Raw genomic sequence first — 24,366 nt, forward strand, 5'->3', positions numbered from 1 at the left:
AATCAAAAAAAGCCATGTTTTTTAATTCAAAAAACTAACTTTGCACCACAACACAACATTATGAGTCAAGAAGTTTCAAAACGCTATGCGCAACGTGGTGTTTCGGCATCCAAAGAAGATGTGCACAACGCCATAAAAAATAGCGATAAAGGATTGTTCCCTAAGGCATTCTGCAAAATTGTTCCCGATTATTTAACCAATGATGATGCTTATTGCCTCGTGATGCATGCCGATGGCGCGGGAACAAAATCGTCGCTTGCCTACATGTACTGGAAAGAAACCGGCGATATTTCGGTTTGGAAGGGGATAGCCCAAGATGCGTTGATTATGAATATTGACGACTTACTTTGTGTTGGCATAACCGATAATATCATGCTCTCCTCAACAATTGGCAGGAACAAAAATCGAATTCCCGGTGAAGTCATTGCAGCCATCATTAAAGGTACTGAAGACTTGATTTCTGAACTGAAAGATTTTGGTATTACCATACATGCTACGGGTGGTGAAACGGCCGATGTGGGCGATTTGGTGCGAACCATTATTGTCGATTCTACCGTAATGGCGCGAATAAAGCGCAGCGAGGTTATCGATAATGCGAATATTAAAGCTGGCGATGTGATTGTTGGTTTGGAAAGTTTCGGTCAGGCAACTTATGAAAAAGACTATAACGGTGGCATGGGCAGTAACGGGCTCACCTCGGCGCGCCATGACGTGTTCAGTAGTTATTTGGCTGAAAAATATCCTGAAAGCTTCGATGCGGCATTACCCCAGGATTTAGTGTATTCTGGAAGGGTAAAACTAACCGATGCCGTGCAAGATGCTCCGGTAAATGCAGGTAAACTGGTTTTGTCGCCTACGCGAACCTATGCGCCCATCATCAAAAAAATACTTTCAAAATATAAAAGCGATCAAATTCATGGAATGGTGCACTGCTCGGGTGGAGCGCAAACAAAGGTCCTTCATTTTGTAGATCAATTCCATATCATCAAAGATAATATGTTTCCTATTCCACCCTTGTTCAAATTAATTCAGGAACAAAGCAAAACCGACTGGAAAGAAATGTACCAAGTGTTCAACTGTGGCCACCGCATGGAATTGTATGTTGCGCCCGAAATTGCCGACGCTATTATTGAAATATCGAAATCATTCCATGTAAACGCTAAAATTATCGGACGTGTAGAGGCGTCAAATACCAAAAGGCTAACAATAAAAAGTGAGTTTGGGGAGTTTAGTTATTAAGCTATTTTTCTTTTTCAAACGGAACGGTTTTTGATAACTAGAATAGTTTATTAAATCAATCAAATATAAAAATGAGGAACGTTTTTTTGATAACTGTATGTTTATCTTTACAGTTTATCCACGCACAGCCCGATTCATTATTCTTAAAATCGAAAGCTCCAAAATACGATGGCCCCGTTTGGGCTCAAAAAAACAAAGCATTGGTTAATTTAAGCCAAGTATCTTTTTCAAATTGGAATTCGGGTGGTAGTAACTCTATTTCAGGTCTTTTGGGCATGGAATCGTCAGCCAATTATACCGATAAATATTTTACATGGCGTAACAACGGACTGCTGAAGTACGGTATTAATAAGCAGCAATCCAGGGAGTTGAGAAAAACAGACGATTTATTGGAGATTAATTCCGATATTGGTTTTAAGCCCGATAGCATCTCCAATTGGTTCTATTCTGCAAAACTTAATTTCCGGACCCAATTAACAAACGGTTATAAATACCCCAATACCGATGAACCTATTTCCCGATTTTTGGCTCCGGGATACCTGTTTTTTGGTGGCGGCATGGAGTATGGTAAAAATATAGACAAACTGTCGTTTTACTTTTCGCCACTAACATTGAAAGCCACCTTTGTTTTGGATGAAGAGCTTGCGAACGCCGGCAAATTTGGTGTAACTCCTGCGGTTTATGATGCCGATGGCAATGTAATTGTTGCGGGCGAACGTGTTAAAAAAGAGGTTGGAATCTTAATAAACAACGGCTACGAAATGGATGTGGCTACCAATATAAAGATGAAACAACAAGTAAGTCTATATACCGATTATATCAATAAGTTTGGTAATGTGGATGTTGATTGGAGGGTCGATTTTGATTTTAAGGTGAATCATTTCGTTAAAGCCACATTGGGCTCGCATTTACGATACGACAATGATGTTAAAACATCCAAACCCTCGGCGGTCGCTGGCGAAGTTGATGAAGCCGGTGCCAAAGTGCAATGGAAACAGTTCCTGGGCATTGGCTTTGCGGTAGATTTTTAAATGAGGTTTTGTTTTTGGTTTTTAAAAAATTTGTTAACTTTTTTATGTTAATAAATAATTAAAACACTAATAATCAATTATTTAAGTTAAAACCTCTGTAAACTTTATGATTTTAATCATGTATTAAGTTAAAGTAATTTTGTTATTTTAGTGCTTTATTTAACATAACCACAAATTAAAATAACAATGAATTCAGAAGTTGCCAAAACGCCACCAAAAACCTATTCGCAAGACGAAGCTTTCAAGGCTTCCTTAAACTATTTCAACCAAGACGATCTAGCGGCGCGTGTATGGTTGAACAAGTATGCCCTTAAAGACTCCCAAGGAAATCTTTATGAACTAACGCCAAACGATATGCACCGCCGTATTGCAAAAGAATTGGCTAGGGTTGAAAAAAAGTATGCGAATCCGCTATCCGAAGATGAAATTTTCGACCTTATCAAAGATTTTAAATACATCGTTCCGCAAGGTAGCCCCATGGCCGGTATTGGCAACCCGTATCAAATAGCTTCCCTTTCAAATTGTTTCGTTATTGGAAATGCAGGCGATTCCGATTCGTATGGCGGCATCATGAAAATCGACCAAGAGCAAGTGCAACTTATGAAACGTCGTGGTGGCGTTGGTCACGATTTATCGCACATTCGCCCCAAAGGTTCGGCTGTAAAAAATTCAGCGTTAACCTCTACGGGTATCGTTCCTTTTATGGAGCGCTATTCCAATTCAACCAGGGAAGTAGCACAAGATGGGCGCCGTGGGGCACTCATGCTTTCGGTTTCTATCAACCATCCCGACTCGGAAGATTTCATCAATGCAAAATTGGAACAAGGCAAGGTAACCGGCGCTAATGTATCGGTAAGGATTGATGATGGTTTTATGAAAGCTGTTAAAAACGGTACCGATTATACCCAAAAATATCCCATTTTTAGCGACCATCCAAAAGTTTCAAAAACCATTGATGCCAATTCATTGTGGAAAAAAATTGTTTACAATGCGTGGAAATCGGCCGAACCCGGTATTCTGTTCTGGGATACCATTATTAATGAATCGGTACCCGATTGTTATGCCGATTTAGGTTATAAAACCGTATCGACCAATCCGTGTGGCGAAATTCCGTTGTGCCCTTATGATTCCTGTCGTTTGTTGGCCATCAATTTGTTTTCGTATGTCGATCATCCTTTCACCAAGGAAGCTAGTTTCAATTTCAATTTATTCAAAAAGCACGTGGCAGCGGCCCAACGCATGATGGACGATATCATCGATTTGGAACTGGAAAAAATAGATAACATTCTCGTTAAAATAGACGAAGATCCCGAATTGGATGAGGTTAAAGCCACCGAGCGCAATTTATGGATCAATATAAAACGAAAAGCACAAGAGGGCAGGCGTACCGGAATTGGCATTACTGCCGAAGGCGATATGTTGGCCGCTTTGGGCATTAAATATGGTAGTGAAGCCGGCAACGCGTTTTCGCTGGAAGTGCACAAAACCATCGCGCTTGAAGCCTACCGGGGCTCGGTACATTTAGCGAAAGATCGTGGCGCGTTTTTGGTTTTTGATGCCGAACGTGAAAAAAACAACCCTTTCATCCAACGTTTGAAGGAAGCCGACAGCAAATTGTATTATGAAATGTTGGAATACGGTAGAAGGAACATTGCCCTATTAACCATCGCGCCAACAGGCACTACCAGTTTGATGACGCAAACCACCTCGGGCATCGAACCTGTATTTTTGCCTGTTTACAAGCGAAGAAGAAAAGTGAACCCCAACGATAAAGAAGCCCGCGTGGATTTTGTGGATGAAGTAGGCGATTCATGGGAAGAATATGTGGTGTTCCATCACCGTTTCAAACAATGGATGGAGGTAAACGGCATCGACACGACGGTGAATTATACACAAAAGGAAATCGATAAATTAATAAAAAAATCGCCCTACCATAAAGCCACGTCCAATGATGTGGATTGGATGAGCAAAGTGAGCATGCAAGGCGCTATTCAGAAATGGGTGGACCACTCGATAAGCGTTACCATAAACTTGCCCAACGATGCCACCGAAGAATTGGTTGGAGCCCTGTACTTAAAAGCTTGGGAAGTGGGCTGCAAAGGTGTTACCGTGTATCGCGACGGTTCGCGTTCGGGCGTGTTGCTTGCCAATGATGAAAAAGAGGAAAAGCCCCAAGAAGGACTAACCCCATTTCCAACTAAGCGTCCGCAAACCTTGGAGGCCGATGTGGTACGTTTCCAAAACAGCAAAGAAAAATGGATTGCTTTTATTGGGTTGATCGATGGGAAGCCATACGAAATATTTACCGGTTTGGCCGATGATGAAGATGGGATTTTAATACCGCGTTGGGTTGAGGATGGTTTGATCATCAAAAACAGAAATGAAGATGGCACTTCGCGTTACGATTTCCAATATCAAAACATCCGGGGCTACAAAACCACCATTGAAGGGTTGTCGCATAAATTTAACCCAGAATTCTGGAACTATGCCAAACTTATATCAAGTACCTTGCGCCATGGCATGCCCATCGATAAAATTGTCGATTTAATCAACAGTTTACAACTCGATAGTGCCTCAATAAATACGTGGAAAAACGGGGTAGTGCGCGCCCTAAAACGCTATGTGGAAGATGGCACGCAAGCCAAAGGCCATACCTGTGAAAATTGTAAATCTGAAAATTTAATATACCAAGAAGGCTGCTTAACCTGTAAAGATTGTGGCTCTTCTAAATGTGGGTAATGAGATTTTGAAATACAGTAAAGAAAGGAAGTTGATTTTATATTGACTTCCTTTTTTTTTTTTTTTTGGTTTATTGGTTCGTTTAACGTTTATGTATAAAGAAATTTGCGTGTTTGTGTATGCCATTTTTCGTCTTGAGAATGAAGATAGCAGAAAAGAACCAAACTTTTGGTTAAGCTCTTAACTGCTATTTTTTATATAACGTGTTGTGGTTTGTATTTTTAATAATCTATCCACCAAACACGTGTTCGTTTATATGAACAATCAGTTATTTTTTCAATTATGTATATGTATTCGAAAATCTGATTATACGATTCAATTATTCTTATTTTACCTGTTTTTTCTTTTCTTTCTTTTTCAATCATTTTATCAATAATATTATTTCCTTCTTTATTTAAATTTTGGACTGTTGTGAATTTTATGTTTTTATATTTCTTTGAAGAAATAGTATCAACTTGATTGAATCTTTTGGTATCAAACATATTACCATATATTTTGTAATATTTGATTTTGTTTTTTAAAATTAAACTATCTTTTGCACTGTTAAAAAACAAATATTTATCAGATTTATTTTGAGCATAAATAATATCATTAGTTAAAAAGATTATTAAAATAGTAATCGTTATTTTAATCACAAGTTTTGCTTCCATTTGCTTTGTAGTCATTTATTGTTTGAATTATTCTATTTTGTTCATCAGCGGATAATTTATTCCAAGCATCAGTATATATTTGGTCATGTTCATTTGTAGAATTATGATCAGGAATGTTTGCTAAACCTTCCCAAGCCATGTCATTGTAGAATTGATCAGAATGTCTGGCATTGTCAAATTGTTTTAATCCTTCAGCGATTGTAGCTCTATAAAATGCTGCCATTTGTTGGTGATCCCAATTCTTTTTGTACCTAAAGAAATCATAAATTCCAGGAAAGTCCTCTTTTGAAACTTTTCCTTCGTTTCTATAAACAAATTCCCATAATCTTGCATGAATTCCTTCGTGAATAATTGTACGAGCTAAACCTAAAGCTGTCCTATCACCAATTGTGTTAGAATTAATGTTAATAATAAAGGTGTTTGGAATACCACTATTTAGAGGTGTAGCAGTTGATGCATTTGTTGAATCACTGAGAGTTGAAGACATTTGAAATATTAGATTGAACTGTGATGGCCTGTCTCCATCTTTAAAATTTTCAAGAATCCAATTAATATTATTTTTGCTATCCACCATTTTATTGTACACACAATCTGCCTTTCCTGTAAGTCCAGTCGCATCAATCTTATCCTCCACTTCATTTTCGATCAAGATAACATCGGCATCATCCTCATAAACGCCGCCTGAGGTTTTTTTAGTGTAGATGCCTTCGTTATTATACCCATAAGGGTTTACCTCAGGCAGTGAACCGCCATTTGAAATGCAAACTTCCTCATAAACATAACCCGTGAACTGTGTATGTGTATATTCAATATAGGTTGTATGATCCATTGTGTAGACTTTATACCAATCTGTATAGGTTGGAATGGCAATGGTTTCGCAGTTTGGTTCCTCCCTGCTGGCCAATGATGAGTTGGAGCTTCTCTTTGTCTTGAAAGGCATAATGTCAATAAGATTACCTTTGTTGAGTTTTTTTGAAAAAACAAGCTTTTTGTTTCTGTCCAATAAATGGACAATACCAGTAAAATTTTCTGAATTACTAAAACTAACCTCTGAATTGATTAAGCTATCATTTGTGGTATCTACGTTTTGATAGAATTTTATAGTATAAAAATTGGACTCACCAGTATCATTAACGGTGGCCATGACTTTGTATTTGGTATAATAACCTCCTTTTTGCTGTACTTTGTTTAATTGATTTGGATTGAAAGTGGAAGTGAAATTGACTGAAAACTCATAGTAAGAGGATTTCAATTCGTCTGAGTATAGTTTTTTTGGATTATCCAAATCGACGGTATATTCATAAGGGATTAAATTGCTAAAATCACTTTGGTTGAATAAATGCTCTATTTGTAAAGGTTCGCTATTTTCTGGATTAACCTCGTAGTTGTCTTTTTCACAATTATAGGTAATGAGAAGTATGCAGGATAGTATGATTACTGATTTTAAATAGCTTTTTAGTTTTTTTGTTTTCATAAAGTGACCGTTGTTTAAAATTAATAAAATGTTTGTTAGTCTGCCCTATATGAATCTCAACGTCTTGATATGAAATTTTTTATCTAATGTTAAACGAAGTTCGACTATTTTTCGCGTAAAGTCAAGTTTCAATTGCTTAAAAATTAGGTTGTTTTTTGCACTTCTATCGCCTTTTAAAATTTATGCAATTATTCACAGTAAATCTTAAAATTACTATTTTCACAACATCCTTCCCAATACTAACCAACCAACAATAAAAAATCCATAAATTATCGTATTTTTGACCCACAATTTAAAAAAGTAAATGTTAGACAAATTACAAATAGTAAAGCAACGTTTTGACGAGGTGAGCGATTTAATCATCCAACCGGATATCATGACCGACCAGAAACGTTACATCGCATTAAATAAAGAATATAAAGACCTAAAAGTACTCATGGGAAAACGAGACGAGTACATTGAGGCAACCAATAATTTGGCCGAAGCGGAAGCAATTATTGCCGAAGGTGGCGACCCAGAAATGGTCGATATGGCTAAAATGCAATATGAGGAGGCTAAAAGGAACATTCCTAAAATTGAGGATGAAATTAAATTTCTTTTAATTCCAAAAGACCCAGAAGACACTAAAAACGCGGTGGTTGAATTACGCGCCGGAACCGGTGGTGACGAAGCAAGTATCTTTGCGGGCGATTTATTTAAAATGTACACCAAATATTGCGAAAGTAAAGGCTGGAAAGTCGATACGGTCGATTTTAGCGAAGGCACCAACGGCGGATTTAAGGAAATCCAGTTTGAAGTTTCTGGCGAAGATGTGTATGGTACCTTAAAGTTTGAAGCCGGTGTTCATCGTGTGCAACGGGTGCCGCAAACGGAGACCCAAGGGCGTGTACATACCAGTGCAGCAACCGTAATGGTGTTTCCTGAAGCTGAGGAATTTGACGTAGAAATTAACCCAAAAGAAGTGCGTATCGATTTTTTCTGTTCCTCGGGTCCCGGTGGGCAATCGGTAAATACTACCTATTCCGCAGTGCGGTTAACGCATTTGCCTACGGGTTTGGTGGCGCAATGCCAAGACCAAAAATCGCAGCATAAAAATAAAGAGAAAGCCTTTCGGGTTTTGCGTTCCAGACTATACGAAATGGAGCTGGCCAAAAAAAATGCCGAAGATGCCGCAAAACGGGGCTCGATGGTATCCTCGGGCGATAGAAGTGCCAAAATTAGAACCTATAATTATCCGCAAGGGCGTGTAACCGACCACAGAATTGGTTTAACACTGTACGATTTGTCGAATATCGTTAATGGCGACATCCAACGCATTATCGACGAACTGCAATTGGCCGAAAACACCGAAAAGTTAAAGGCGAACAGTGATGTACTTTAGGTTTTGGGTCATAGGTTTTGGGTTTTAGGTAATAGAAAATGTAATAAATGAGGGATTTTAGGGAATTAGATATTTGGAAGGATTACATTCGAGCTAGAAACTCATTTTGTAATCTATAAATAGCTTTCTTATGTTAGTTAAGAAGATGAAAAAATATTAAATGAAAAGTTGAACACGCTTCAGAAAAGGATAAATGCGATGATTAAATATTCTAAAAGCAAGTACTAGTATTTGATGCATGGAAACTAACACTAAAAACCTATGACCCAAGACCAACTAATATCCCAAATCCATAAAAAACAATCCTTTCTATGTATTGGATTGGATGTTGATCTGGAAAAAGTGCCACCGCATCTTTTAAAGGAAGAAGACCCCATTTTTGCGTTCAACAAGGCCATTATTGATGCCACCCATCATTTGTGTGTTGCCTATAAGCCCAACACCGCTTTTTACGAAGCCTATGGTTTGAAAGGGTGGAAAGCGTTGGAAAAAACGATTCGTTACCTTAATGAAACCCATCCTGAAATTTTTACCATTGCCGATGCCAAACGCGGCGATATTGGCAATACCAGTACCATGTACGCCAAAGCTTTTTTTCAGGATATGGCGTTCGATTCGGTTACCGTTGCGCCATACATGGGTAAAGATTCCGTAGAGCCTTTTTTAGCGTTTGAAAATAAGCACACCATTTTATTGGCATTAACTTCCAATGAAGGGGCATTCGATTTTCAAACAAAAACGGTCGATGGCAAAGAGTTATACAAACAGGTCTTGGAAACCTCAAAAACATGGAAACATGCCGAAAACTTAATGTATGTGGTGGGCGCCACCAAAGCGGAATATTTGGCGGAAATTAGAACGATAATACCCAATAGCTTTTTGTTGGTTCCGGGCGTTGGTGCACAAGGCGGAAATTTACAAGACGTTTGCAAATACGGAATGAACCATCAAGTGGGACTGCTTATAAACTCATCGCGAGGCATCATTTATGCTTCCAATAGTGCGGATTTTGCCATGGTAGCTGCACAAAAAGCCGAAGAACTTCAGCGGGAAATGCAAGCTATATTAGCTAAATGGTAGCGCCGTTCTTTTGGTCTTGAAAATCAACTTTTGTCATATCCTCAACAAAGTTTGAAATTCGTTTTTCTATCTCTTTAAGGCTGATTAGCTTGTTAAAATTTGGCTTTATTTTACCTACTTTACAAAAATGTGGACTCATAGCTTGTTTTTATACAAAGTACGTGAATTTTCCCATTTTAGATGTAAAACAAACGTTAAAGAATTGATAAATAAGTGGGTAAACTATTATTTTACGGGGTACTTTGAAAAATACCGTAGCGTATTGAGTTTGTTTAGAAGTTTCATGGCCCTAAATTCTGAAAGGTCGCTTAACTCCGCATCGGTTTGACGGAAATTGTAAGCCTGTTCCATCAATTCCTTATAACGCTGATTGAGGGTTTTTTGCCTATTTTTTATGCTATCATTTGGATTCATATACTTAACTGAATAACAAGTAATTAAATATACATTTTTTATTCAGAAATATCAAAAACATTTAATTTTTTTTTAACATTGAAAAAAAAAAGAGTGGTTTCATGGCAACATTTAATCTTGAAGCGCAAACACTTTTTTCAATAAATCGGTTGTTCTGGAAGCTAAATTGTTACGAATTTCTTTTTCTTCAACCGCAATCATGGTGTAAACGCCTTTTAAGGCTTCGGTGGTAACGTAGTCGGTTAGATCGGGGTTTACATCCGAAGTAAAAGGAATGGCGTTATATTTGGTTATGAGGTTTTTCCAAATGGTGTCTGCACCAACTTTTCCAAAGGAGTTTTTTATAACGGGGTTAAATTTAGCGTATAATGCCGTTTGCGTTTTGTTGTTCAAATATTGGGTGGCTGCATCGTCGTTTCCCAATAAAATGGTTTTGGCATCGGCAAAGGTTATGCCTTTAACAGCGTCAATAAATATGGGCGTTGCTTCTTTTACGGCATCTTCAGCGGCTCTGTTAAGTGCTTTAATGCCATCATCGGCCAATTTGCCCAAGCCAATATCCCTCAGGCCTTTATCCACTTTTTGTAATTCTGCGGGTAGTACTATCTTTACCAGGTTGTTTTTATAAAAACCATCGGTTTGGGTAAGCTTTGAAACTTGTTTCGCGATGCCAAAATCGAGCGCTTGCCTTAAACCTGCCGCTATATCGGTATTGTTAAGTACGCCGCCACCTTGTGGTAATTGGTTAACAACTTGCTGCAATTCGGCACAAGCTGTAAGGCTAAAAAATAATAGAAATGCTAAAAAGGTACGTGCCATGGTGTTTGTTTTGGGGTTCAATTAAAACAAATATAGGCAATTATGAAAAGATAACGGTTTTATTGTTGTAAACCATTACTTTTCTGGTGGCGTGTAGTTTTACGGCATTTGCCAACACTATTTTTTCCAGATCACGCCCTTTAGCTATTAAATCTTCAATAGAATGGGTATGCGATACGCGTGCCACTCCTTGGTCTATTATGGGGCCAGCATCCAATTCTTCCGTAACATAATGACTGGTAGCACCTATAATTTTTACCCCGCGTTTAAAAGCGGAGTGGTAGGGTTTGGCACCCACAAAAGCGGGTAAAAAAGAATGGTGGATATTGATGATTTTATTGGGGTATTTGCTAATTAATCTGTCTGAAACAATTTGCATATACCTGGCCAGTACAATAAAATCTATTTTATGGGCTTCTAGCAGTTCCAGTTGTTGTTGTTCTGCCTTTTCTTTTGTGTCGTTTGTAACCGGAACGTGGTAGAACGGAATTTTAAAGTTATCGGCAATGGGTTTTAAATCTAAATGATTGCTAATAATAAAAGGGATTTCCAAGTTAAGTTCACCAGAATTATAGCGCCCCAACAAATCATACAAGCAATGGTCGTATTTTGAAATGAACAATGCCATTTTCGGTTTCCTTTCCGAAGAATAAATACGCCATTTCATATTAAAAGCATCACCTAAGGTGTTTTTGAAGGCATCTCTAAAAGTATCTGCTGAAAACGATTTTTTGGCAAATTCGCTTTCCAAACGCATAAAAAAGATGTTTTGTTCTCTATCAACATGCTGATCGATATATACAATATTGCCATCTTTTTCGGCAATAAAATTGGTAACGGTTGCAATAATGTTTGGGCGGTCTTTACAATGAATTAAAATGGTAATTTTATGCATGTTATAAAAAGGATTTATATCCAAAATTAACCTAAAAATTAGATACGCTGTTACTGTGGTTATAATTTTAGATAATCGTTTATAAATACATTGTTTTTTTGAATATTTCGTAAATTTGAACCAGATATAATTAATTTATTTTAGAATGATGCAGATTGCACCTTATAAACCCAAGCACAACGTTCGCATTGTAACCGCCGCAGCACTATTTGATGGGCACGATGCATCCATAAATATCATGCGCCGAATCATTCAAGCTACGGGCGTGGAAGTAATTCATTTGGGGCACGATAGAAGCGTTGAGGAGGTCGTAAATACGGCTATTCAGGAGGATGTGAATGCTATTTGTGTAACTTCCTACCAAGGTGGACACATGGAATACTTCAAGTACATGTACGATTTGTTAAATGAAAAAGGGGCAAATCATATCAAAATATTTGGCGGCGGCGGCGGTGTTATCTTGCCTTCGGAAATAAAGGAATTGATGGCGTATGGTATTGCGCGTATTTATTCGCCCGATGACGGCAGGGAAATGGGACTTCAAGGAATGATTAACGATTTGGTAGAGCAAGCATCTCCCAACTCCTCCAAAGAAGGGGAGCTAACTCTTAGTATCAATCATAATGCAGATGCTTCTTGGTTGCTAGGTTTAGGTTCAAAAAAAGTACTCGAAAACTTAAAAAACAAGGATGTTAATACCATTGCAAGATTAATTTCACTTGCAGAGAATAACCATAAAGTGTTTCAAACCATCTTTCCCCAGCAAGATGCGAGTTCCTCCCTTTCGGGAAGGCTAGGTGGGGCTGTTTTAGGCATTACAGGAACTGGTGGTGCGGGCAAATCGAGTTTGGTTGATGAGTTGGTACGCCGCTTTTTAATGGATTTTCCTGAGAAAACCGTGGGTATTATTTCCATCGATCCATCAAAACGTAAAACGGGCGGCGCACTTTTAGGCGATCGTATCCGTATGAATGCCATTAACAACAGCCGTGTTTATATGCGTAGTTTGGCAACGCGACAGTCTAATTTGGCACTATCTAAATATGTCCATGAAGCTATTCAGGTTTTAAAGGCTGCCGAATTCGATTTGATTATTTTGGAAACCTCGGGCATTGGGCAAAGCGATACCGAAATTGTTGAGCACAGTGATGTTTCATTATATGTTATGACTCCAGAATTTGGTGCCGCAACCCAACTTGAAAAAATTGATATGCTCGATTTTGCCGATTTGGTTGCCATTAATAAATTCGATAAACGTGGTGCGTTAGATGCCTTGCGCGATGTGAAAAAGCAGTACATGCGCAACCATAATTTATGGGACACACCTCAAGAAAATTTGCCTGTTTTTGGAACAATTGCTTCCCAGTTTAACGACCCCGGAATGAACAGGCTTTATAAGGCTGCCATGGATGCTCTGGTTGAAAAAACTTCGGCAAACCTTCAGTCCAACTACTCTGTTGCCAATGAGTCGAGCGATAAGATTTTTATCATTCCACCGTCAAGAACCCGCTATTTATCTGAAATTTCCGAAAATAATCGTCAGTATAACAAAACCGTAAAGCATCAGGTTGAAGTTGCCCAAGAGTTGTACGGTATTTATAAAACCATACAGTCCATTCTAAACCTTATTGCAAGCAAAACAAAACCATCATTCATCGATAAGTCGGGTTTACAGCAAGAAGAGATACTGAAGCAAACCAATGCAGAAAGCAAACAACTGCTTTCGTTGCTATTTAAAGAATTCGACCGTGTAAAACGCAACCTAAACCCCAACAATTGGGAGGTGTTGATGGATTGGCAGCATAAAGTGGCTACCTATAAAAACCCTACATACAGTTTTAAGGTTCGTGATAAAGAACTTAACATTGAAACACATACAAAATCGCTGTCGCATTTACAGATACCCAAAGTGGCGTTGCCCAAGTATCAAGCTTGGGGCGATATTTTGCACTGGTTGTTGCAGGAAAATGTGCTGGGAGAATTTCCATACACTTCTGGCCTGTATCCTTTTAAAAGAACGGGTGAAGACCCAGCACGCATGTTTGCTGGCGAAGGAAGTCCGGAACGCACCAATAAACGCTTTCATTATGTAAGTGCGGGTTTGCCGGCAAAACGGTTATCAACTGCTTTTGATAGTGTGACTTTGTACGGAAACGACCCAGATGTTCGACCCGATATTTACGGTAAAATAGGAAATGCAGGTGTTTCCATTTGTTGTTTGGACGATGCCAAAAAACTCTATTCCGGGTTTGATCTGGCTAGCGAAATGACCTCGGTTAGTATGACCATCAACGGGCCTGCACCTATGCTTTTGGCCTATTTTTTGAATGTGGCCATCGACCAACAGTGCGAAATTTATATAAAGGAAAATGGGTTAGAAGAAGCAATCGAAACTAAAATTGCAAAACTATACAATGGTAAGGAGCGCCCTAAATACCATGGCAAACTGCCCGCGGGAAACAATGGTTTAGGACTGATGCTTTTGGGTGTTACGGGCGATCAAGTACTGCCCAAGGAGGTTTATGGAAAAATCAAAAAGCAGACCATAGCCCAAGTTCGCGGCACGGTGCAAGCAGATATTTTAAAGGAAGACCAAGCGCAAAATACCTGTATTTTTTCTACCGAGTTCGCTTTGCGTTTAATGGGCGATGTGCAAGCATATTTTATTGAAAATAATGTGCGCAACTTCTATTCGGTATCTATTTCAGGTTATCATATAGCCGAAGCGGGTGCCAATCCCATTACACAATTAGCGCTTACCCTATCAAATGGGTTCACTTACGTGGAATATTATTTAAGCCGTGGCATGGACATAAACCAGTTCGGTCCCAATTTATCGTTCTTCTTTTCCAATGGTATCGACCCCGAATATGCCGTTATAGGCCGTGTGGCACGAAAAATTTGGGCCAAGGCCATGAAATATAAATATGGAGCCAATGAACGGGCACAAATGCTAAAATATCATATTCAAACTTCTGGCAGAAGCTTGCATGCCCAAGAAATTGATTTTAATGACATTCGTACCACACTGCAAGCCCTTTATGCCATTTACGATAATTGTAATTCATTGCATACCAACGCTTACGACGAAGCAATAACTACGCCAACCGAAGAATCGGTGCGACGCGCCATGGCCATTCAACTTATTATCAACAAAGAACTAGGATTGGCAAAAAATGAAAACCCTTTGCAAGGTTCCTTTATTATAGAAGAGCTTACCGATTTGGTTGAAGAGGCGGTTCTTTTGGAATTTGATAGGATTTCAGAACGTGGGGGCGTGTTGGGCGCTATGGAAACCATGTACCAACGCAGTAAGATTCAAGAAGAAAGCCTGTATTATGAGACCTTGAAGCATAATGGAGCGTTTCCCATAATTGGCGTAAACACCTTTTTAAGCAGCAAAGGGTCGCCAACGGTGTTGCCTGCAGAAGTTATTCGGGCTACCAAGCAGGAAAAACAAGATCAAATCAACACCTTAAAAAACCTTCATAAGGCACATGATACCTCGTCGCTTTTAAAAGAACTTCAACAAAAAGCCATAAATAACGAAAATATTTTTGAAGCTTTAATGGAAGTTTGCAAGGTGTGCTCACTAGGGCAAATTACCAAGGCGTTGTTTGAAGTGGGCGGTCAGTACCGTAGAAATATGTAAACATCTGCTCCCTTTTGGTTTAGCAATGGCTGTATGAATGGCTTATTCTGAATGAAGGTAAAGGCAAGATTAAAATAAAAAAGCGATGAAATAGCTCTGTTAAGAAGTTATTTCATCGCTTTTTTTTGCAAAATAAAACACCTCATGGTTGTATGTAAACCCTTGAACTAATATTTTTTATAAAATTTTTCGGCAAACGTTTTCGGCAGTAATTTTACCATGTTAAAGTTCTTTATTTAACAAATTATGCCCAAATAATTAAAACATAAACCTATGAACACAACACTTAACTATCAGTTTAAAAGGCAGTCGAACAATCATTTAGATTGGTTGATAAATATTATAAAATCTGAGCGATATTATGAAATTGAAGCCTCCATCGTTAATTTTAATTCCAGCGGTTATTTCGATTAATTTCTTTACGTTAAACAACAACAATAAAAAAATAAAGGATTTTTTATAGCCTAAATCAAATGCTGGCCATCTGTTTTTTGCTATTATTCTTTATATTTGGTTAAAACATTTTTATTCATGCCTGCCACTAAATACAATCATTTATTCAGTATCGTTTTATTAAATGCCATTCATCCCTTATCTAAATCGCTCAATAATTTTTTATCAAATTCATTAAAAACGTCCTATTATAAAAAGGGCGATTTTATTGTAAAGAATGGCGAGGTTTGCGACCGGCTCCACATTATTAGGAAAGGTTTGGTACGAGGGTTTTTTTATTATGAAAACTCTGAAATTACAACCTGGGTAAGCGTGGATAATGAAATGGCAACCTCCATATCGGGGTTCTTCAAAAAAACGCCCGCACTTGAAAATATTGAATGTTTGGAAGATACCTGCACAGAAAGCATCAGTTACCACGATTTGGATGTCGCTTTAGGAAACTTTAAGGAAATGGAATGTTTGTACCGAATTTTAATGCAACAATACTACCTTCATGCAGAATGTCGTGCTTATTTGGTCCGTATTCCCACAGCCAAAGGGAGGTATGGGCACTTTTTGCAAAATTATAATCCAGAAATAATCAAGCGATTGCCAAAAAAATACTTGGCATCTTTGCTTAACATGCGTCCTGAAACCTTGTCGCGGCTGGAAACACCTATTTTTGGTGAAAATTAATATCAAAATTGACGTATGTCAATTCTCAGGTAAGTTTTATAGTTGATTTATTTTCTTTCAGCCTATTTTAGCCTAGGTTTTATGCTTTACAGTATGAAACGTTATGTTAATTGCTTATTCTCAACAAAAAGAGTACTATTTGTGGTGGTTTACATTGCTATTAAAACACACATGGATTAATGTGTGTTTTTGTTTTTTATAAAGTTAGCAACCAATTGCGCTGAAGCTGTTTAAATTTTTTTAGCTCGCTGCGTAAAATGGGCAAAAAATCTTTCCCGTTGCTATTGGAATGTTCCAAGCGGTACGAATTTTTGTAAAGCAAGTTGGTAAGGCGCTTCAATGAAGCAATGTGTTTGTACTTTCTGTCGGTACAGCTTTCTAACTGGGCATTTACAATTTCGGGTACCAACGATACCGATTGTTGCACAATATCACCCGAAAAATAAATGTTGGTATCCTCGGTGCCATCATTTCTAAGCATGCACAAATCGTGATTAAGATACTTTGAAATGCTTTGGGATAGGGTAAAAATCTCGACAGCCTTTTTATAAATAGGTAATTCCGATAGATTTGATGGGGTATTGGGCAACATCATATTATTTTCTTAGCAATTGTATCAAAATTACTCACAACTATTTACAAACCGCTTTTTATTTTAAAGTAAAATTGTATATTTACTTTAAATATTAATGTTTTATAGTTAAATTCCTTTAAAATGAATTTAGACACCCTTAACTGGAAGATTTTGAAGTGTTTGCAGGAAAACGCGCGACAATCAAATGCTGAAATTGGCAGGCAGGTAGGCATTAGCTCACCGGCCGTTTCCGAACGCATCAAACGTATGGAGGATGCGGGCATCATATTGGGCTATAAAACGGTAGTATCGCCATTGGATATGGGCTATCAACTAAAAGCAATCATCACGTTACACGCCTTTATTGGCAAGTTAAAACCATTTTTGGAAAAAGTAAAAACCTACGATGAGGTGTTAAATTGTTATCGGATTACAGGAAATGAAAACATTGTAATGGAAGTGCTTCTAAAAAACCAAAAACACTTGGAAACCTTTATAGACCAGCTAATTGTTTATGGCGAAACAAAAACCCAAATCGTGTTGTCGCACGTAACGCGTTACAAAGAGGTGAAGCCAGTTCGGTAACTATCTAACACGACTAATTAAAATTAAAAATTAAATGAAGCCACTAATTTTTTTAACCATTTTTATAATCTGTTTAGTAAGTTGTGCCCAACAAAAAAAAGAAATTAAAGGCGAAACTGAGTTTCAGCGTGAGCTAAACGCCGAATTTAAAGATGCGACCACATCGCCCTTAAAGGATAAAGACAGAAAGAACTTTGACGGACTTGATTTTTTTAAATTCGATGCGGCCTATGTGGTGAAGGCTAGCTTTAAGCGACTGCCAAACGAAGCTTCATTCAAGATGAAAACCACAACCGATAGATTGCCGGAATATATAAAATATGGCGAAGTTACTTTTCAATTAAAAGGAAAAACCTACACCTTAGGCATTTACCAAAACCAAGAGTTATTAACGCGTGAAGGTTATGAAGATTATTTGTTTCTGCCATTTTCTGATGAAACCAACGGTGTGGAAACGTATGGTGGCGGCCGCTACATGGATGCCAGAATTCCTAAAGATACTACTATGGAAATCGATTTCAATAAAGCCTACAACCCGTATTGTGCCTACAACGAAAAGTATTCCTGTCCCATCGTGCCAAGGGAAAATTATTTAGAAACCAGGGTGGAAGCAGGGGTGAAGGTTTTTGAAAAGCATTAGATTTTTTAAAATAGCCATAATTTTCTGCAAGCATCTACTTTGCCAAAAATAGCCCTAAAAAAACCGCTAAAAAACCCAGCACAAAACTGGCAATGGTGTAAATGGCAAAACTTGTAAAATCGCCCGATTTCAAAAACAGGTGGTTTTCGTAGGCAAAGGTTGAAAAGGTTGTAAACCCGCCGCAAAAGCCCGTTGCCAAAAGCAATAACTGGTTTTGCGAAATGGCATTGTTTTTCATGGCAAGCCCTAAAATAAGTCCGATGAGCAAGCTCCCTAAAACATTGGCAGCAAAAGTGCCATAAGGTATTCCATTTTCGGCATCGTTTAGATATTTCCCAATAATATAGCGTAGGGTGCTTCCAAAACCGCCGCCAATAAATACGAGCAATAGGTTTTTCATTTAATGGAGGGTATCTTTAACAGCCATGTAAATTTCCGTAATTAAATCGGCTGGATTTGGGGTGTTTTCTGGTTTGTTTAAATAGGTTTCAAGCATGGGGCCATTTTCAACAACTTCAAAACCGTTTTCAGGGATGTATTTTCTGGTCTTGTTCCAAGCTTCGGTTAAATGGCTGTAATTGCCTTTAACAGTGGTTTTTATGGCCTTAAAACTTTCAAATTCGCCGGTAAGTACCTCGTCGCCCTCAACCGTAATAATGCGTTCTGTGGTAGGAATGCAGCACGAAAATATGGCGGCATTGTTTTCATCATCCCATTTTATATAATTTACAAATGGTGCACCGGCGGGGGCAATGTTATTTTTTTCGGCATAAGCCATCAATTTGGGAAGCATTTCCTGTATTTTGTTTTGTAGCTCACTTATTTTACTTGATGCGGTAGTGTATAAATAATAGCCTCCGCTGCGGTTGGTTTCACCGTTTATGGTAATGCTGTATTTTTTCATTTCTGCAATCAGATGGCTTTCCAGTTTTTTAACGCTGCGCTCAAAATAGGCGGCTATCTGTTTTTCCATATTGCCTTTAAAAATGGTATAGGCCTTAAAACTAAAAGGAAGGTCTTTTGCTGAAATGGTCCACGAAACCTGGGTCGTTCCGTTGCTGTTTGGTTTAAAGATCCAGTTAATTTCCGATGCCGGAAAACCTGCAATTTGCATTTTTTGGCTTATTAAGGCGTTGGGAATGGTCTCTACGGTTTTTATGGTGCCAATACCATCTTGGTCTTCCCAAGCGTATGAACCGCCAACACCCTTGGTTTGGTGCGCGAAAGTTGTTTTCATGTTTGGCTTATCTGCAATCCACGACGACCATGCTTCCCAATTTTTAAAATCGATAATATTATCATAAACAACGGCAACGGGGGCTTTTACGGTTCGTGTTCGGCTAACTTCAAGCGTATTGGGTTGTACGGCGATATATATGGAAATTCCTATCAAGGCTATCAATAATAAAAAGAAAATATATTTAAAGGCTTTCATGCGTTGGTTTAATTGGTGTGTATGTTGTAAGGTTTTGATGTTCAGTTGTTTGCGTTTAAAAAAACACACTATCTGTTACTTTTTTAGGTTGCATTAAAATTAACATAAATCAAAGATAATCAAATTATAATTCTTGTTAAGAAATTATTACATTTGTACTCTAAAAATTAAATATTCAATAATCAAAAAGGCTGAATTGCCTAAAATCAACAATTTCCTATAATTAATCTTTCTTTTTTTGTAAAGAAAATAAATATTATCAAATGAATTTAAAAAAAGTACTGAGTATGATGCTGTTAGGATTTTTATTGTTTTCCTGCGGAAATGATAAATCCAATACCAAGCAAGATGATGTAAAGGTTGAAGAAGCACCTTTTAACTACAACGTTGAGCAGTTTGCCGACGTTAAAATATTGCGTTACCAAATTCCGGGATGGGACAATTTAACGCTAAAGGAAAAAAAACTGGTGTACTATTTAACCCAAGCAGGTTTGTCGGGTCGCGACATTATTTGGGACCAAAATTATAAGCACAACCTTAAAATTAGGAAAGCTTTAGAACAGGTCTATACAAATTTTAAAGGCGATAAAACCACCAGCAATTGGGCTGCCTTTGAAACCTACCTAAAGCGCGTTTGGTTTAGCAACGGTATTCATCACCATTACTCGAACGATAAAATTAAACCCGATTTTTCAGCCGATTATTTAAAACAATTGTTGGCCGAAACCAATACCGTTTTGGAAGGCGAAGCGTTTGATGTTATTTTTAACGATGTCGATTCCAAAAAAGTGAACCAAGCAAAAGGCGTTGATAATGTGGCACTTTCAGCCGTTAACTTTTATGGTGAAGGCGTTACCAATAAGGATGTGGAAACCTTTTATGCCTCCATGAAATCGCCCGACCCGAATAAACCATTATCGTTTGGGTTGAATTCCCAATTGGTAAAAGAAAACGGCAAGTTAAAGGAACGCGTGTATAAATCGGGCGGTTTGTACGGTGCCGCTATCGATGAAGTTATTAAATGGTTGGAATTGGCCAAGGGCGTTGCCGAAAACGAAGCACAAGCCAATGCTTTAGGCTTGCTTATTTCCTATTACAAAACCGGCGATTTACAAACCTGGGACGACTATAACGTGGCATGGACAGCCGCTACCGAAGGGAATATCGATTATATAAACAGTTTTATTGAAGTGTATAACGACCCCTTGGGCTACCGTGGTTCCTACGAAACCATTGTTCAGATCAAGGATTTTGAAATGTCGAAAAAAATGGCCGTGGTTTCTGATAATGCCCAGTGGTTTGAGGACCATTCCCCATTAATGGATGCCCATAAAAAGAAAAATGTGGTAGGCGTTTCTTATAAAACGGTAAATGTGGCAGGTGAAGCAGGCGATGCATCACCCAGTACGCCCATAGGTGTAAATTTACCAAATGCCAACTGGATTCGTGCCGCTGTAGGAAGCAAATCGGTGTCTTTGGGAAACATTGTTGAGGCTTATAATAATGCGGGGAGCGCGGACAGATTGAAGGAGTTTGTTAACGACCCAGAAGAACTTGAGCTTGATGAAGCCTACGGGCAAACCGCCGATAAATTGCATACCGCCCTGCATGAAGTAATTGGGCATGCCTCTGGGCAACTGAATCCGGGTGTGGGCGAAACCAAGGAAACGCTGAAAAATTATGCTTCTACTTTGGAAGAAGGGCGTGCCGATTTGGTAGCGCTTTATTATTTATACGACCCAAAACTTAAAGAACTTGGATTGGTTGACGATTGGGAAAAAACCGGAAAAGCGGCTTATAACGCCTATATTAGAAACGGTCTTTTAACCCAACTCATCCGTTTAAATTTGGGCGACGAAGTGGAAGAAGCACACATGCGCAACAGGCAATGGGTTTCGGCTTGGGTTTTTGAAAAAGGCAAAGCAGACAATGTGATTGAAAAAATAACCCGCAACGGAAAAACCTACTACAACATAAACGACTATGCTAAATTGCGCACGCTGTTTGGGGAATTATTGCGCGAAACACAGCGCATCAAATCTGAAGGCGATTACAAAGCGGTGCAAGCCTTGGTTGAAGGCTATGGGGTAAAAGTTGACCAGAAATTACATGCGGAAGTTTTGGAGCGTAACAAACAATTTACCTCGGCACCGTATTCTGGGTTTGTAAACCCTGTTTTAGAGGCCAAGACCAACGACGCTGGCGACATAATTGAAGTGAACGTAATACAGCCAGAAACCTTTGCGGGCCAAATGCTAGACTATGGCAAAAAATACAATTTCTTGCTAGAAGTTAACTAATTCAAAAAATAAAGACAAATAATTTTACCAAAACAGAATCTTTTATTAAGGTTCTGTTTTTTTGTTTACACTAAAAGTCAATAAAATAAGATTGATAACAATAAGAATACTAATGATGATCAGGATTTTCATTTTGTTGGATTTTTAGCTAGTTGTTAATTAGATGCAATAGATTTAAAAAGGTTGCGTAAAAATTTTGTGAAATTTTAACAACATAAAAAAATCAATGTAAAATTATTGTTATGCCAAAAACTTAATGGCCGCAATACATAAAATAAAAGCGATAAAGGCAACTAAAACCCAAATACTGCCCGAGTAGAAGCGTTTGTGCAGTTTAAAATCCTTTCGGTAGGTGTAAGCAATAACGATGGCGAAGACAATAAAAAATAAAACCCCGAAAATGATTTGACCGTTGCTGAACATATAACTATTTTTATGCAAATTTAATTAATAATGATGAGATTCCTACCTTCGCGGAAAGGACAAAATAATATTTATAAAACGCGCATGCTAAACATTTTATTAGCAAATCAAATGTTTTATAGCAAAAGCATGTAGCAGTTAAAAAGCAAATAATATAAGCACATGAAACTTCCATGACTAAATTTCGATACCCAACGGAATGATTAAATGGAAGCACCATGTGACCAATAAAAAACAACTATTATAAACACATGAAAAACAAAATAGAAGCCGTAAAAGCATTCCATACGGCGTTCAAATTAGGGCACAGCGAAACGCCCAAAGCCGATTTAGGCAAAGAAAAGAACATCCTGCGTTTTAACTTGATGAAAGAGGAAAACGAAGAATACCTAGAAGCGGCCAATAATAACGATTTAGTTGAGGTTGCCGATGCCCTGGGCGATATGCTTTACATTTTATGTGGTACCATTATTGAGCATGGCATGCAGTACAAAATTGAAGAAGTATTTGATGAAATACAGCGCAGTAACATGAGCAAATTGGGCGAAAACGGTGAGCCTATTTATCGTGAAGACGGCAAAGTATTAAAAGGCCCCAATTACTTTAAACCAAATATAGAATCCATTTTGAAGAAATAAAAATAAGGCTACCTCAAAAGTCTGTTTTAAGTCATTGCAATGCAGGAAGCAATCCTATAGTAATAATTTAAAACGGATTGCTTCGTACCTCGCAATGACGGTTTTAGACAGGCTCTATTTTTTTAGATTATCAGTTATTTTTTCCTTTTATGAAAGCTTAAGGAAAAAATTACAACTTAACCCGCCATCCAAAAGGATCTTCAGATTTGTTTGTTTGTATATCGGTAATTATTTTCTTCAATTTATCGGCATAGGTTTCGGTAAGTTCGGGTAAATCGTAATCCACACCTTGATAGCCAAAGCCAGAGATGGGCGAAACAACTGCTGCGGTTCCAGCACCAAACATTTCTTTTAAACTACCGTTTTTGGCAGCTTCAACCACTTCGCTTACGGTTATTTTTCTAACTTCAACAGGAATGCCTTCTGCCTTTGCAATGTCGATAATGCTTTTTCGGGTAATACCATCTAAAATACGGTCGCTGGTGGGCCCCGTTAGCAGGGTATCGTTTATTCTAATAAAAATATTCATGGCACCCGCTTCCTCGATAAACTCGTGGTTGGTGTCATCGGTCCAAATTACTTGTTGGTAACCTTTGGCAACAGCCAATTGCGTTGGGTAAAATTGACCTGCATAATTGCCGCCCGCTTTTGCAAAACCCACGCCTCCATTGGCAGAACGCGAATAGGTTTCTTCAATTAAAACCTTCACCTTGCCCGAAAAATAGGCACCCGATGGCGCTGTACAAATAATAAATTTATACTCATCGGCGGGCGATGCATGAAAGCCTTTCCCAGAGGCAAATATAAACGGACGAATATATAGTGAACTGCCTGCTTTTGTAGGAATCCAGTTTTTATCAACTTCCAACAACGTTTTTAAACCATCCATAAAATAGCTTTCTGGCAATTCTGGTATTGCTAAACGTTTAGATGAAATATTTAAACGTTTGAAGTTTTCTAACGGCCTAAATAACCAAACGTCATCATTGGCATCCTTATAGGCTTTCATGCCTTCAAACACCGACTGCCCATAATGGAAAATTTTCGCCGAAGGGTCCAAGCTAATGGGTTGGTAAGGGACTACTTTTGGTGCCTGCCATGAGCCATCTTTGTAATCGCATACAAGCATGTGGTCCGAAAATACCTTTCCAAATGTTAAGTTGTCAAAATCAACCTCTGTTATTTTAGAGGTTTTTGCTTTTGTAATCGCGATATCAGTCGTTGCAGTGTTCATAAATGCCGTTATTTTTATGTTACAAATTTAAG

General features: G+C 38.2%; 23 protein-coding genes. 12 read left to right on the forward strand and 11 right to left on the reverse strand.

The window, feature by feature from the left end:
- Positions 1 to 60: 60 nt before the first annotated feature.
- From GQO80_RS07910 to GQO80_RS07920, 3 genes are all read left to right on the forward strand, one after another.
- Positions 61 to 1,239, forward strand: a complete 1,179-nt coding sequence (locus tag GQO80_RS07910) for an AIR synthase related protein (protein ID WP_157207807.1) — start codon at positions 61 to 63, stop codon at positions 1,237 to 1,239.
- 71 nt (positions 1,240 to 1,310) lie between these two features.
- On the forward strand, positions 1,311 to 2,270 hold the full coding sequence (locus tag GQO80_RS07915) for a DUF3078 domain-containing protein (RefSeq protein ID WP_157207808.1): 960 nt from the start codon (positions 1,311 to 1,313) through the stop codon (positions 2,268 to 2,270).
- A gap of 186 nt (positions 2,271 to 2,456) precedes the next feature.
- Entirely contained in the window at positions 2,457 to 5,009 is a 2,553-nt protein-coding gene (locus GQO80_RS07920) for an adenosylcobalamin-dependent ribonucleoside-diphosphate reductase (RefSeq protein WP_157207809.1), read from the forward strand.
- A 221-nt stretch (positions 5,010 to 5,230) separates the two neighbouring features.
- Here GQO80_RS07920 and GQO80_RS07925 read toward each other — a convergent pair whose 3' ends face one another.
- Both GQO80_RS07925 and GQO80_RS07930 read right to left on the reverse strand, forming a co-directional pair.
- The gene (locus tag GQO80_RS07925; protein ID WP_198037737.1) at positions 5,231 to 5,659 is read right to left on the reverse strand and encodes a hypothetical protein; all 429 of its coding nucleotides are present in this window, start codon (positions 5,657 to 5,659) and stop codon (positions 5,231 to 5,233) included.
- Positions 5,637 to 7,133, reverse strand: coding sequence for a hypothetical protein (locus tag GQO80_RS07930; protein ID WP_157207811.1), 1,497 nt, complete (start codon positions 7,131 to 7,133; stop codon positions 5,637 to 5,639). Before GQO80_RS07930 ends, GQO80_RS07925 begins: the two co-directional genes overlap by 23 nt.
- Positions 7,134 to 7,437: 304 nt before the next feature.
- Here GQO80_RS07930 and prfA point away from each other — a divergent pair, with 304 nt between their 5' ends.
- Both prfA and pyrF read left to right on the forward strand, forming a co-directional pair.
- Entirely contained in the window at positions 7,438 to 8,514 is a 1,077-nt protein-coding gene (gene prfA / locus GQO80_RS07935) for a peptide chain release factor 1 (RefSeq protein WP_157207812.1), read from the forward strand.
- Positions 8,515 to 8,775: 261 nt separating this feature from the next.
- A complete protein-coding gene (pyrF, locus tag GQO80_RS07940; protein WP_157207813.1) occupies positions 8,776 to 9,594 on the forward strand; it encodes an orotidine-5'-phosphate decarboxylase in 819 nt (272 codons plus the stop codon).
- On the opposite strand, the gene GQO80_RS07945 is transcribed toward pyrF, so the two are convergent.
- The 4 genes from GQO80_RS07945 to purU all read right to left on the reverse strand — a co-directional run bounded on the left by GQO80_RS07945 (position 9,584) and on the right by purU (position 11,722).
- Positions 9,584 to 9,733, reverse strand: a complete 150-nt coding sequence (locus GQO80_RS07945; protein WP_157207814.1) for a hypothetical protein — start codon at positions 9,731 to 9,733, stop codon at positions 9,584 to 9,586. The two genes, pyrF and GQO80_RS07945, sit on opposite strands and share 11 nt — an antisense overlap.
- A gap of 86 nt (positions 9,734 to 9,819) precedes the next feature.
- Positions 9,820 to 10,008: a Lacal_2735 family protein gene (locus GQO80_RS07950; protein WP_157207815.1), complete on the reverse strand. Its 189-nt coding sequence runs from the start codon at positions 10,006 to 10,008 to the stop codon at positions 9,820 to 9,822.
- A gap of 111 nt (positions 10,009 to 10,119) precedes the next feature.
- Positions 10,120 to 10,827, reverse strand: a complete 708-nt coding sequence (locus tag GQO80_RS07955; protein ID WP_157207816.1) for a DUF4197 domain-containing protein — start codon at positions 10,825 to 10,827, stop codon at positions 10,120 to 10,122.
- Positions 10,828 to 10,867: 40 nt separating this feature from the next.
- A complete protein-coding gene (gene purU, locus GQO80_RS07960) occupies positions 10,868 to 11,722 on the reverse strand; it encodes a formyltetrahydrofolate deformylase (RefSeq protein ID WP_157207817.1) in 855 nt (284 codons plus the stop codon).
- Positions 11,723 to 11,867: 145 nt separating this feature from the next.
- On the opposite strand from purU, the gene GQO80_RS07965 reads away from it, so the two are divergent.
- The 3 genes from GQO80_RS07965 (at position 11,868) to GQO80_RS07975 (ending at position 16,505) form a co-directional block, all read left to right on the forward strand.
- The gene (locus tag GQO80_RS07965; protein ID WP_157207818.1) at positions 11,868 to 15,374 is read left to right on the forward strand and encodes a methylmalonyl-CoA mutase family protein; all 3,507 of its coding nucleotides are present in this window, start codon (positions 11,868 to 11,870) and stop codon (positions 15,372 to 15,374) included.
- Between the two features lie 273 nt (positions 15,375 to 15,647).
- Positions 15,648 to 15,788: a hypothetical protein gene (locus GQO80_RS07970; protein WP_157207819.1), complete on the forward strand. Its 141-nt coding sequence runs from the start codon at positions 15,648 to 15,650 to the stop codon at positions 15,786 to 15,788.
- Between the two features lie 117 nt (positions 15,789 to 15,905).
- The gene (locus GQO80_RS07975) at positions 15,906 to 16,505 is read left to right on the forward strand and encodes a Crp/Fnr family transcriptional regulator (protein WP_157207820.1); all 600 of its coding nucleotides are present in this window, start codon (positions 15,906 to 15,908) and stop codon (positions 16,503 to 16,505) included.
- A 196-nt stretch (positions 16,506 to 16,701) separates the two neighbouring features.
- Here GQO80_RS07975 and GQO80_RS07980 read toward each other — a convergent pair whose 3' ends face one another.
- Positions 16,702 to 17,100, reverse strand: coding sequence for a hypothetical protein (locus GQO80_RS07980; RefSeq protein WP_317163229.1), 399 nt, complete (start codon positions 17,098 to 17,100; stop codon positions 16,702 to 16,704).
- Positions 17,101 to 17,220: 120 nt separating this feature from the next.
- Here GQO80_RS07980 and GQO80_RS07985 point away from each other — a divergent pair, with 120 nt between their 5' ends.
- Entirely contained in the window at positions 17,221 to 17,664 is a 444-nt protein-coding gene (locus GQO80_RS07985) for an Lrp/AsnC family transcriptional regulator (protein ID WP_157207821.1), read from the forward strand.
- A 34-nt stretch (positions 17,665 to 17,698) separates the two neighbouring features.
- Entirely contained in the window at positions 17,699 to 18,304 is a 606-nt protein-coding gene (locus tag GQO80_RS07990; protein WP_157207822.1) for a DUF1684 domain-containing protein, read from the forward strand.
- A 34-nt stretch (positions 18,305 to 18,338) separates the two neighbouring features.
- Here GQO80_RS07990 and crcB read toward each other — a convergent pair whose 3' ends face one another.
- Together crcB and GQO80_RS08000 are read right to left on the reverse strand one after the other, a co-directional pair.
- Positions 18,339 to 18,704, reverse strand: coding sequence for a fluoride efflux transporter CrcB (crcB, locus tag GQO80_RS07995; protein WP_157207823.1), 366 nt, complete (start codon positions 18,702 to 18,704; stop codon positions 18,339 to 18,341).
- The gene (locus tag GQO80_RS08000) at positions 18,705 to 19,739 is read right to left on the reverse strand and encodes an SRPBCC family protein (RefSeq protein WP_157207824.1); all 1,035 of its coding nucleotides are present in this window, start codon (positions 19,737 to 19,739) and stop codon (positions 18,705 to 18,707) included.
- A 263-nt stretch (positions 19,740 to 20,002) separates the two neighbouring features.
- Between GQO80_RS08000 and GQO80_RS08005 the strand changes: the two genes are divergently transcribed.
- Positions 20,003 to 22,039: a dipeptidyl-peptidase 3 family protein gene (locus GQO80_RS08005; RefSeq protein ID WP_157207825.1), complete on the forward strand. Its 2,037-nt coding sequence runs from the start codon at positions 20,003 to 20,005 to the stop codon at positions 22,037 to 22,039.
- 240 nt (positions 22,040 to 22,279) lie between these two features.
- Here the strand turns inward: GQO80_RS08005 and GQO80_RS08010 are convergent, their stop codons facing one another.
- Positions 22,280 to 22,462, reverse strand: coding sequence for a hypothetical protein (locus GQO80_RS08010; protein WP_157207826.1), 183 nt, complete (start codon positions 22,460 to 22,462; stop codon positions 22,280 to 22,282).
- A 251-nt stretch (positions 22,463 to 22,713) separates the two neighbouring features.
- On the opposite strand from GQO80_RS08010, the gene GQO80_RS08015 reads away from it, so the two are divergent.
- On the forward strand, positions 22,714 to 23,100 hold the full coding sequence (locus GQO80_RS08015) for a pyrophosphohydrolase domain-containing protein (protein WP_157207827.1): 387 nt from the start codon (positions 22,714 to 22,716) through the stop codon (positions 23,098 to 23,100).
- Between the two features lie 169 nt (positions 23,101 to 23,269).
- Here GQO80_RS08015 and GQO80_RS08020 read toward each other — a convergent pair whose 3' ends face one another.
- The gene (locus tag GQO80_RS08020) at positions 23,270 to 24,334 is read right to left on the reverse strand and encodes a branched-chain amino acid aminotransferase (RefSeq protein ID WP_157207828.1); all 1,065 of its coding nucleotides are present in this window, start codon (positions 24,332 to 24,334) and stop codon (positions 23,270 to 23,272) included.
- Positions 24,335 to 24,366 lie beyond the last annotated feature (32 nt).

The sequence above is a fragment of the Mariniflexile maritimum genome (assembly GCF_009746565.1).
GTDB classification, from domain to species: Bacteria; Bacteroidota; Bacteroidia; order Flavobacteriales; family Flavobacteriaceae; genus Mariniflexile; species Mariniflexile maritimum.

Bases quoted from the DNA above. Each gene is read 5' to 3' on its own strand.
- GQO80_RS07920 (WP_157207809.1), top strand. From the start codon at position 2,457: ATGAATTCAGAAGTTGCCAAAACGCCACCAAAAACCTATTCGCAAGAC.
- GQO80_RS07970 (WP_157207819.1), top strand. From the start codon at position 15,648: ATGAACACAACACTTAACTATCAGTTTAAAAGGCAGTCGAACAATCAT.
- GQO80_RS07955 (WP_157207816.1), bottom strand. From the start codon at position 10,827: ATGGCACGTACCTTTTTAGCATTTCTATTATTTTTTAGCCTTACAGCT.
- GQO80_RS07950 (WP_157207815.1), bottom strand. From the start codon at position 10,008: ATGAATCCAAATGATAGCATAAAAAATAGGCAAAAAACCCTCAATCAG.
- GQO80_RS07915 (WP_157207808.1), top strand. From the start codon at position 1,311: ATGAGGAACGTTTTTTTGATAACTGTATGTTTATCTTTACAGTTTATC.
- GQO80_RS07990 (WP_157207822.1), top strand. From the start codon at position 17,699: ATGAAGCCACTAATTTTTTTAACCATTTTTATAATCTGTTTAGTAAGT.
- GQO80_RS08000 (WP_157207824.1), bottom strand. From the start codon at position 19,739: ATGAAAGCCTTTAAATATATTTTCTTTTTATTATTGATAGCCTTGATA.
- crcB (WP_157207823.1), bottom strand. From the start codon at position 18,704: ATGAAAAACCTATTGCTCGTATTTATTGGCGGCGGTTTTGGAAGCACC.
- GQO80_RS07945 (WP_157207814.1), bottom strand. From the start codon at position 9,733: ATGAGTCCACATTTTTGTAAAGTAGGTAAAATAAAGCCAAATTTTAAC.
- GQO80_RS08015 (WP_157207827.1), top strand. From the start codon at position 22,714: ATGAAAAACAAAATAGAAGCCGTAAAAGCATTCCATACGGCGTTCAAA.
- GQO80_RS08010 (WP_157207826.1), bottom strand. From the start codon at position 22,462: ATGTTCAGCAACGGTCAAATCATTTTCGGGGTTTTATTTTTTATTGTC.
- GQO80_RS07910 (WP_157207807.1), top strand. From the start codon at position 61: ATGAGTCAAGAAGTTTCAAAACGCTATGCGCAACGTGGTGTTTCGGCA.
- GQO80_RS07980 (WP_317163229.1), bottom strand. From the start codon at position 17,100: ATGATGTTGCCCAATACCCCATCAAATCTATCGGAATTACCTATTTAT.
- GQO80_RS07930 (WP_157207811.1), bottom strand. From the start codon at position 7,133: ATGAAAACAAAAAAACTAAAAAGCTATTTAAAATCAGTAATCATACTA.
- GQO80_RS08005 (WP_157207825.1), top strand. From the start codon at position 20,003: ATGAATTTAAAAAAAGTACTGAGTATGATGCTGTTAGGATTTTTATTG.
- prfA (WP_157207812.1), top strand. From the start codon at position 7,438: ATGTTAGACAAATTACAAATAGTAAAGCAACGTTTTGACGAGGTGAGC.
- GQO80_RS07925 (WP_198037737.1), bottom strand. From the start codon at position 5,659: ATGGAAGCAAAACTTGTGATTAAAATAACGATTACTATTTTAATAATC.
- GQO80_RS07985 (WP_157207821.1), top strand. From the start codon at position 17,221: ATGAATTTAGACACCCTTAACTGGAAGATTTTGAAGTGTTTGCAGGAA.
- GQO80_RS08020 (WP_157207828.1), bottom strand. From the start codon at position 24,334: ATGAACACTGCAACGACTGATATCGCGATTACAAAAGCAAAAACCTCT.
- GQO80_RS07965 (WP_157207818.1), top strand. From the start codon at position 11,868: ATGATGCAGATTGCACCTTATAAACCCAAGCACAACGTTCGCATTGTA.
- GQO80_RS07975 (WP_157207820.1), top strand. From the start codon at position 15,906: ATGCCTGCCACTAAATACAATCATTTATTCAGTATCGTTTTATTAAAT.
- purU (WP_157207817.1), bottom strand. From the start codon at position 11,722: ATGCATAAAATTACCATTTTAATTCATTGTAAAGACCGCCCAAACATT.
- pyrF (WP_157207813.1), top strand. From the start codon at position 8,776: ATGACCCAAGACCAACTAATATCCCAAATCCATAAAAAACAATCCTTT.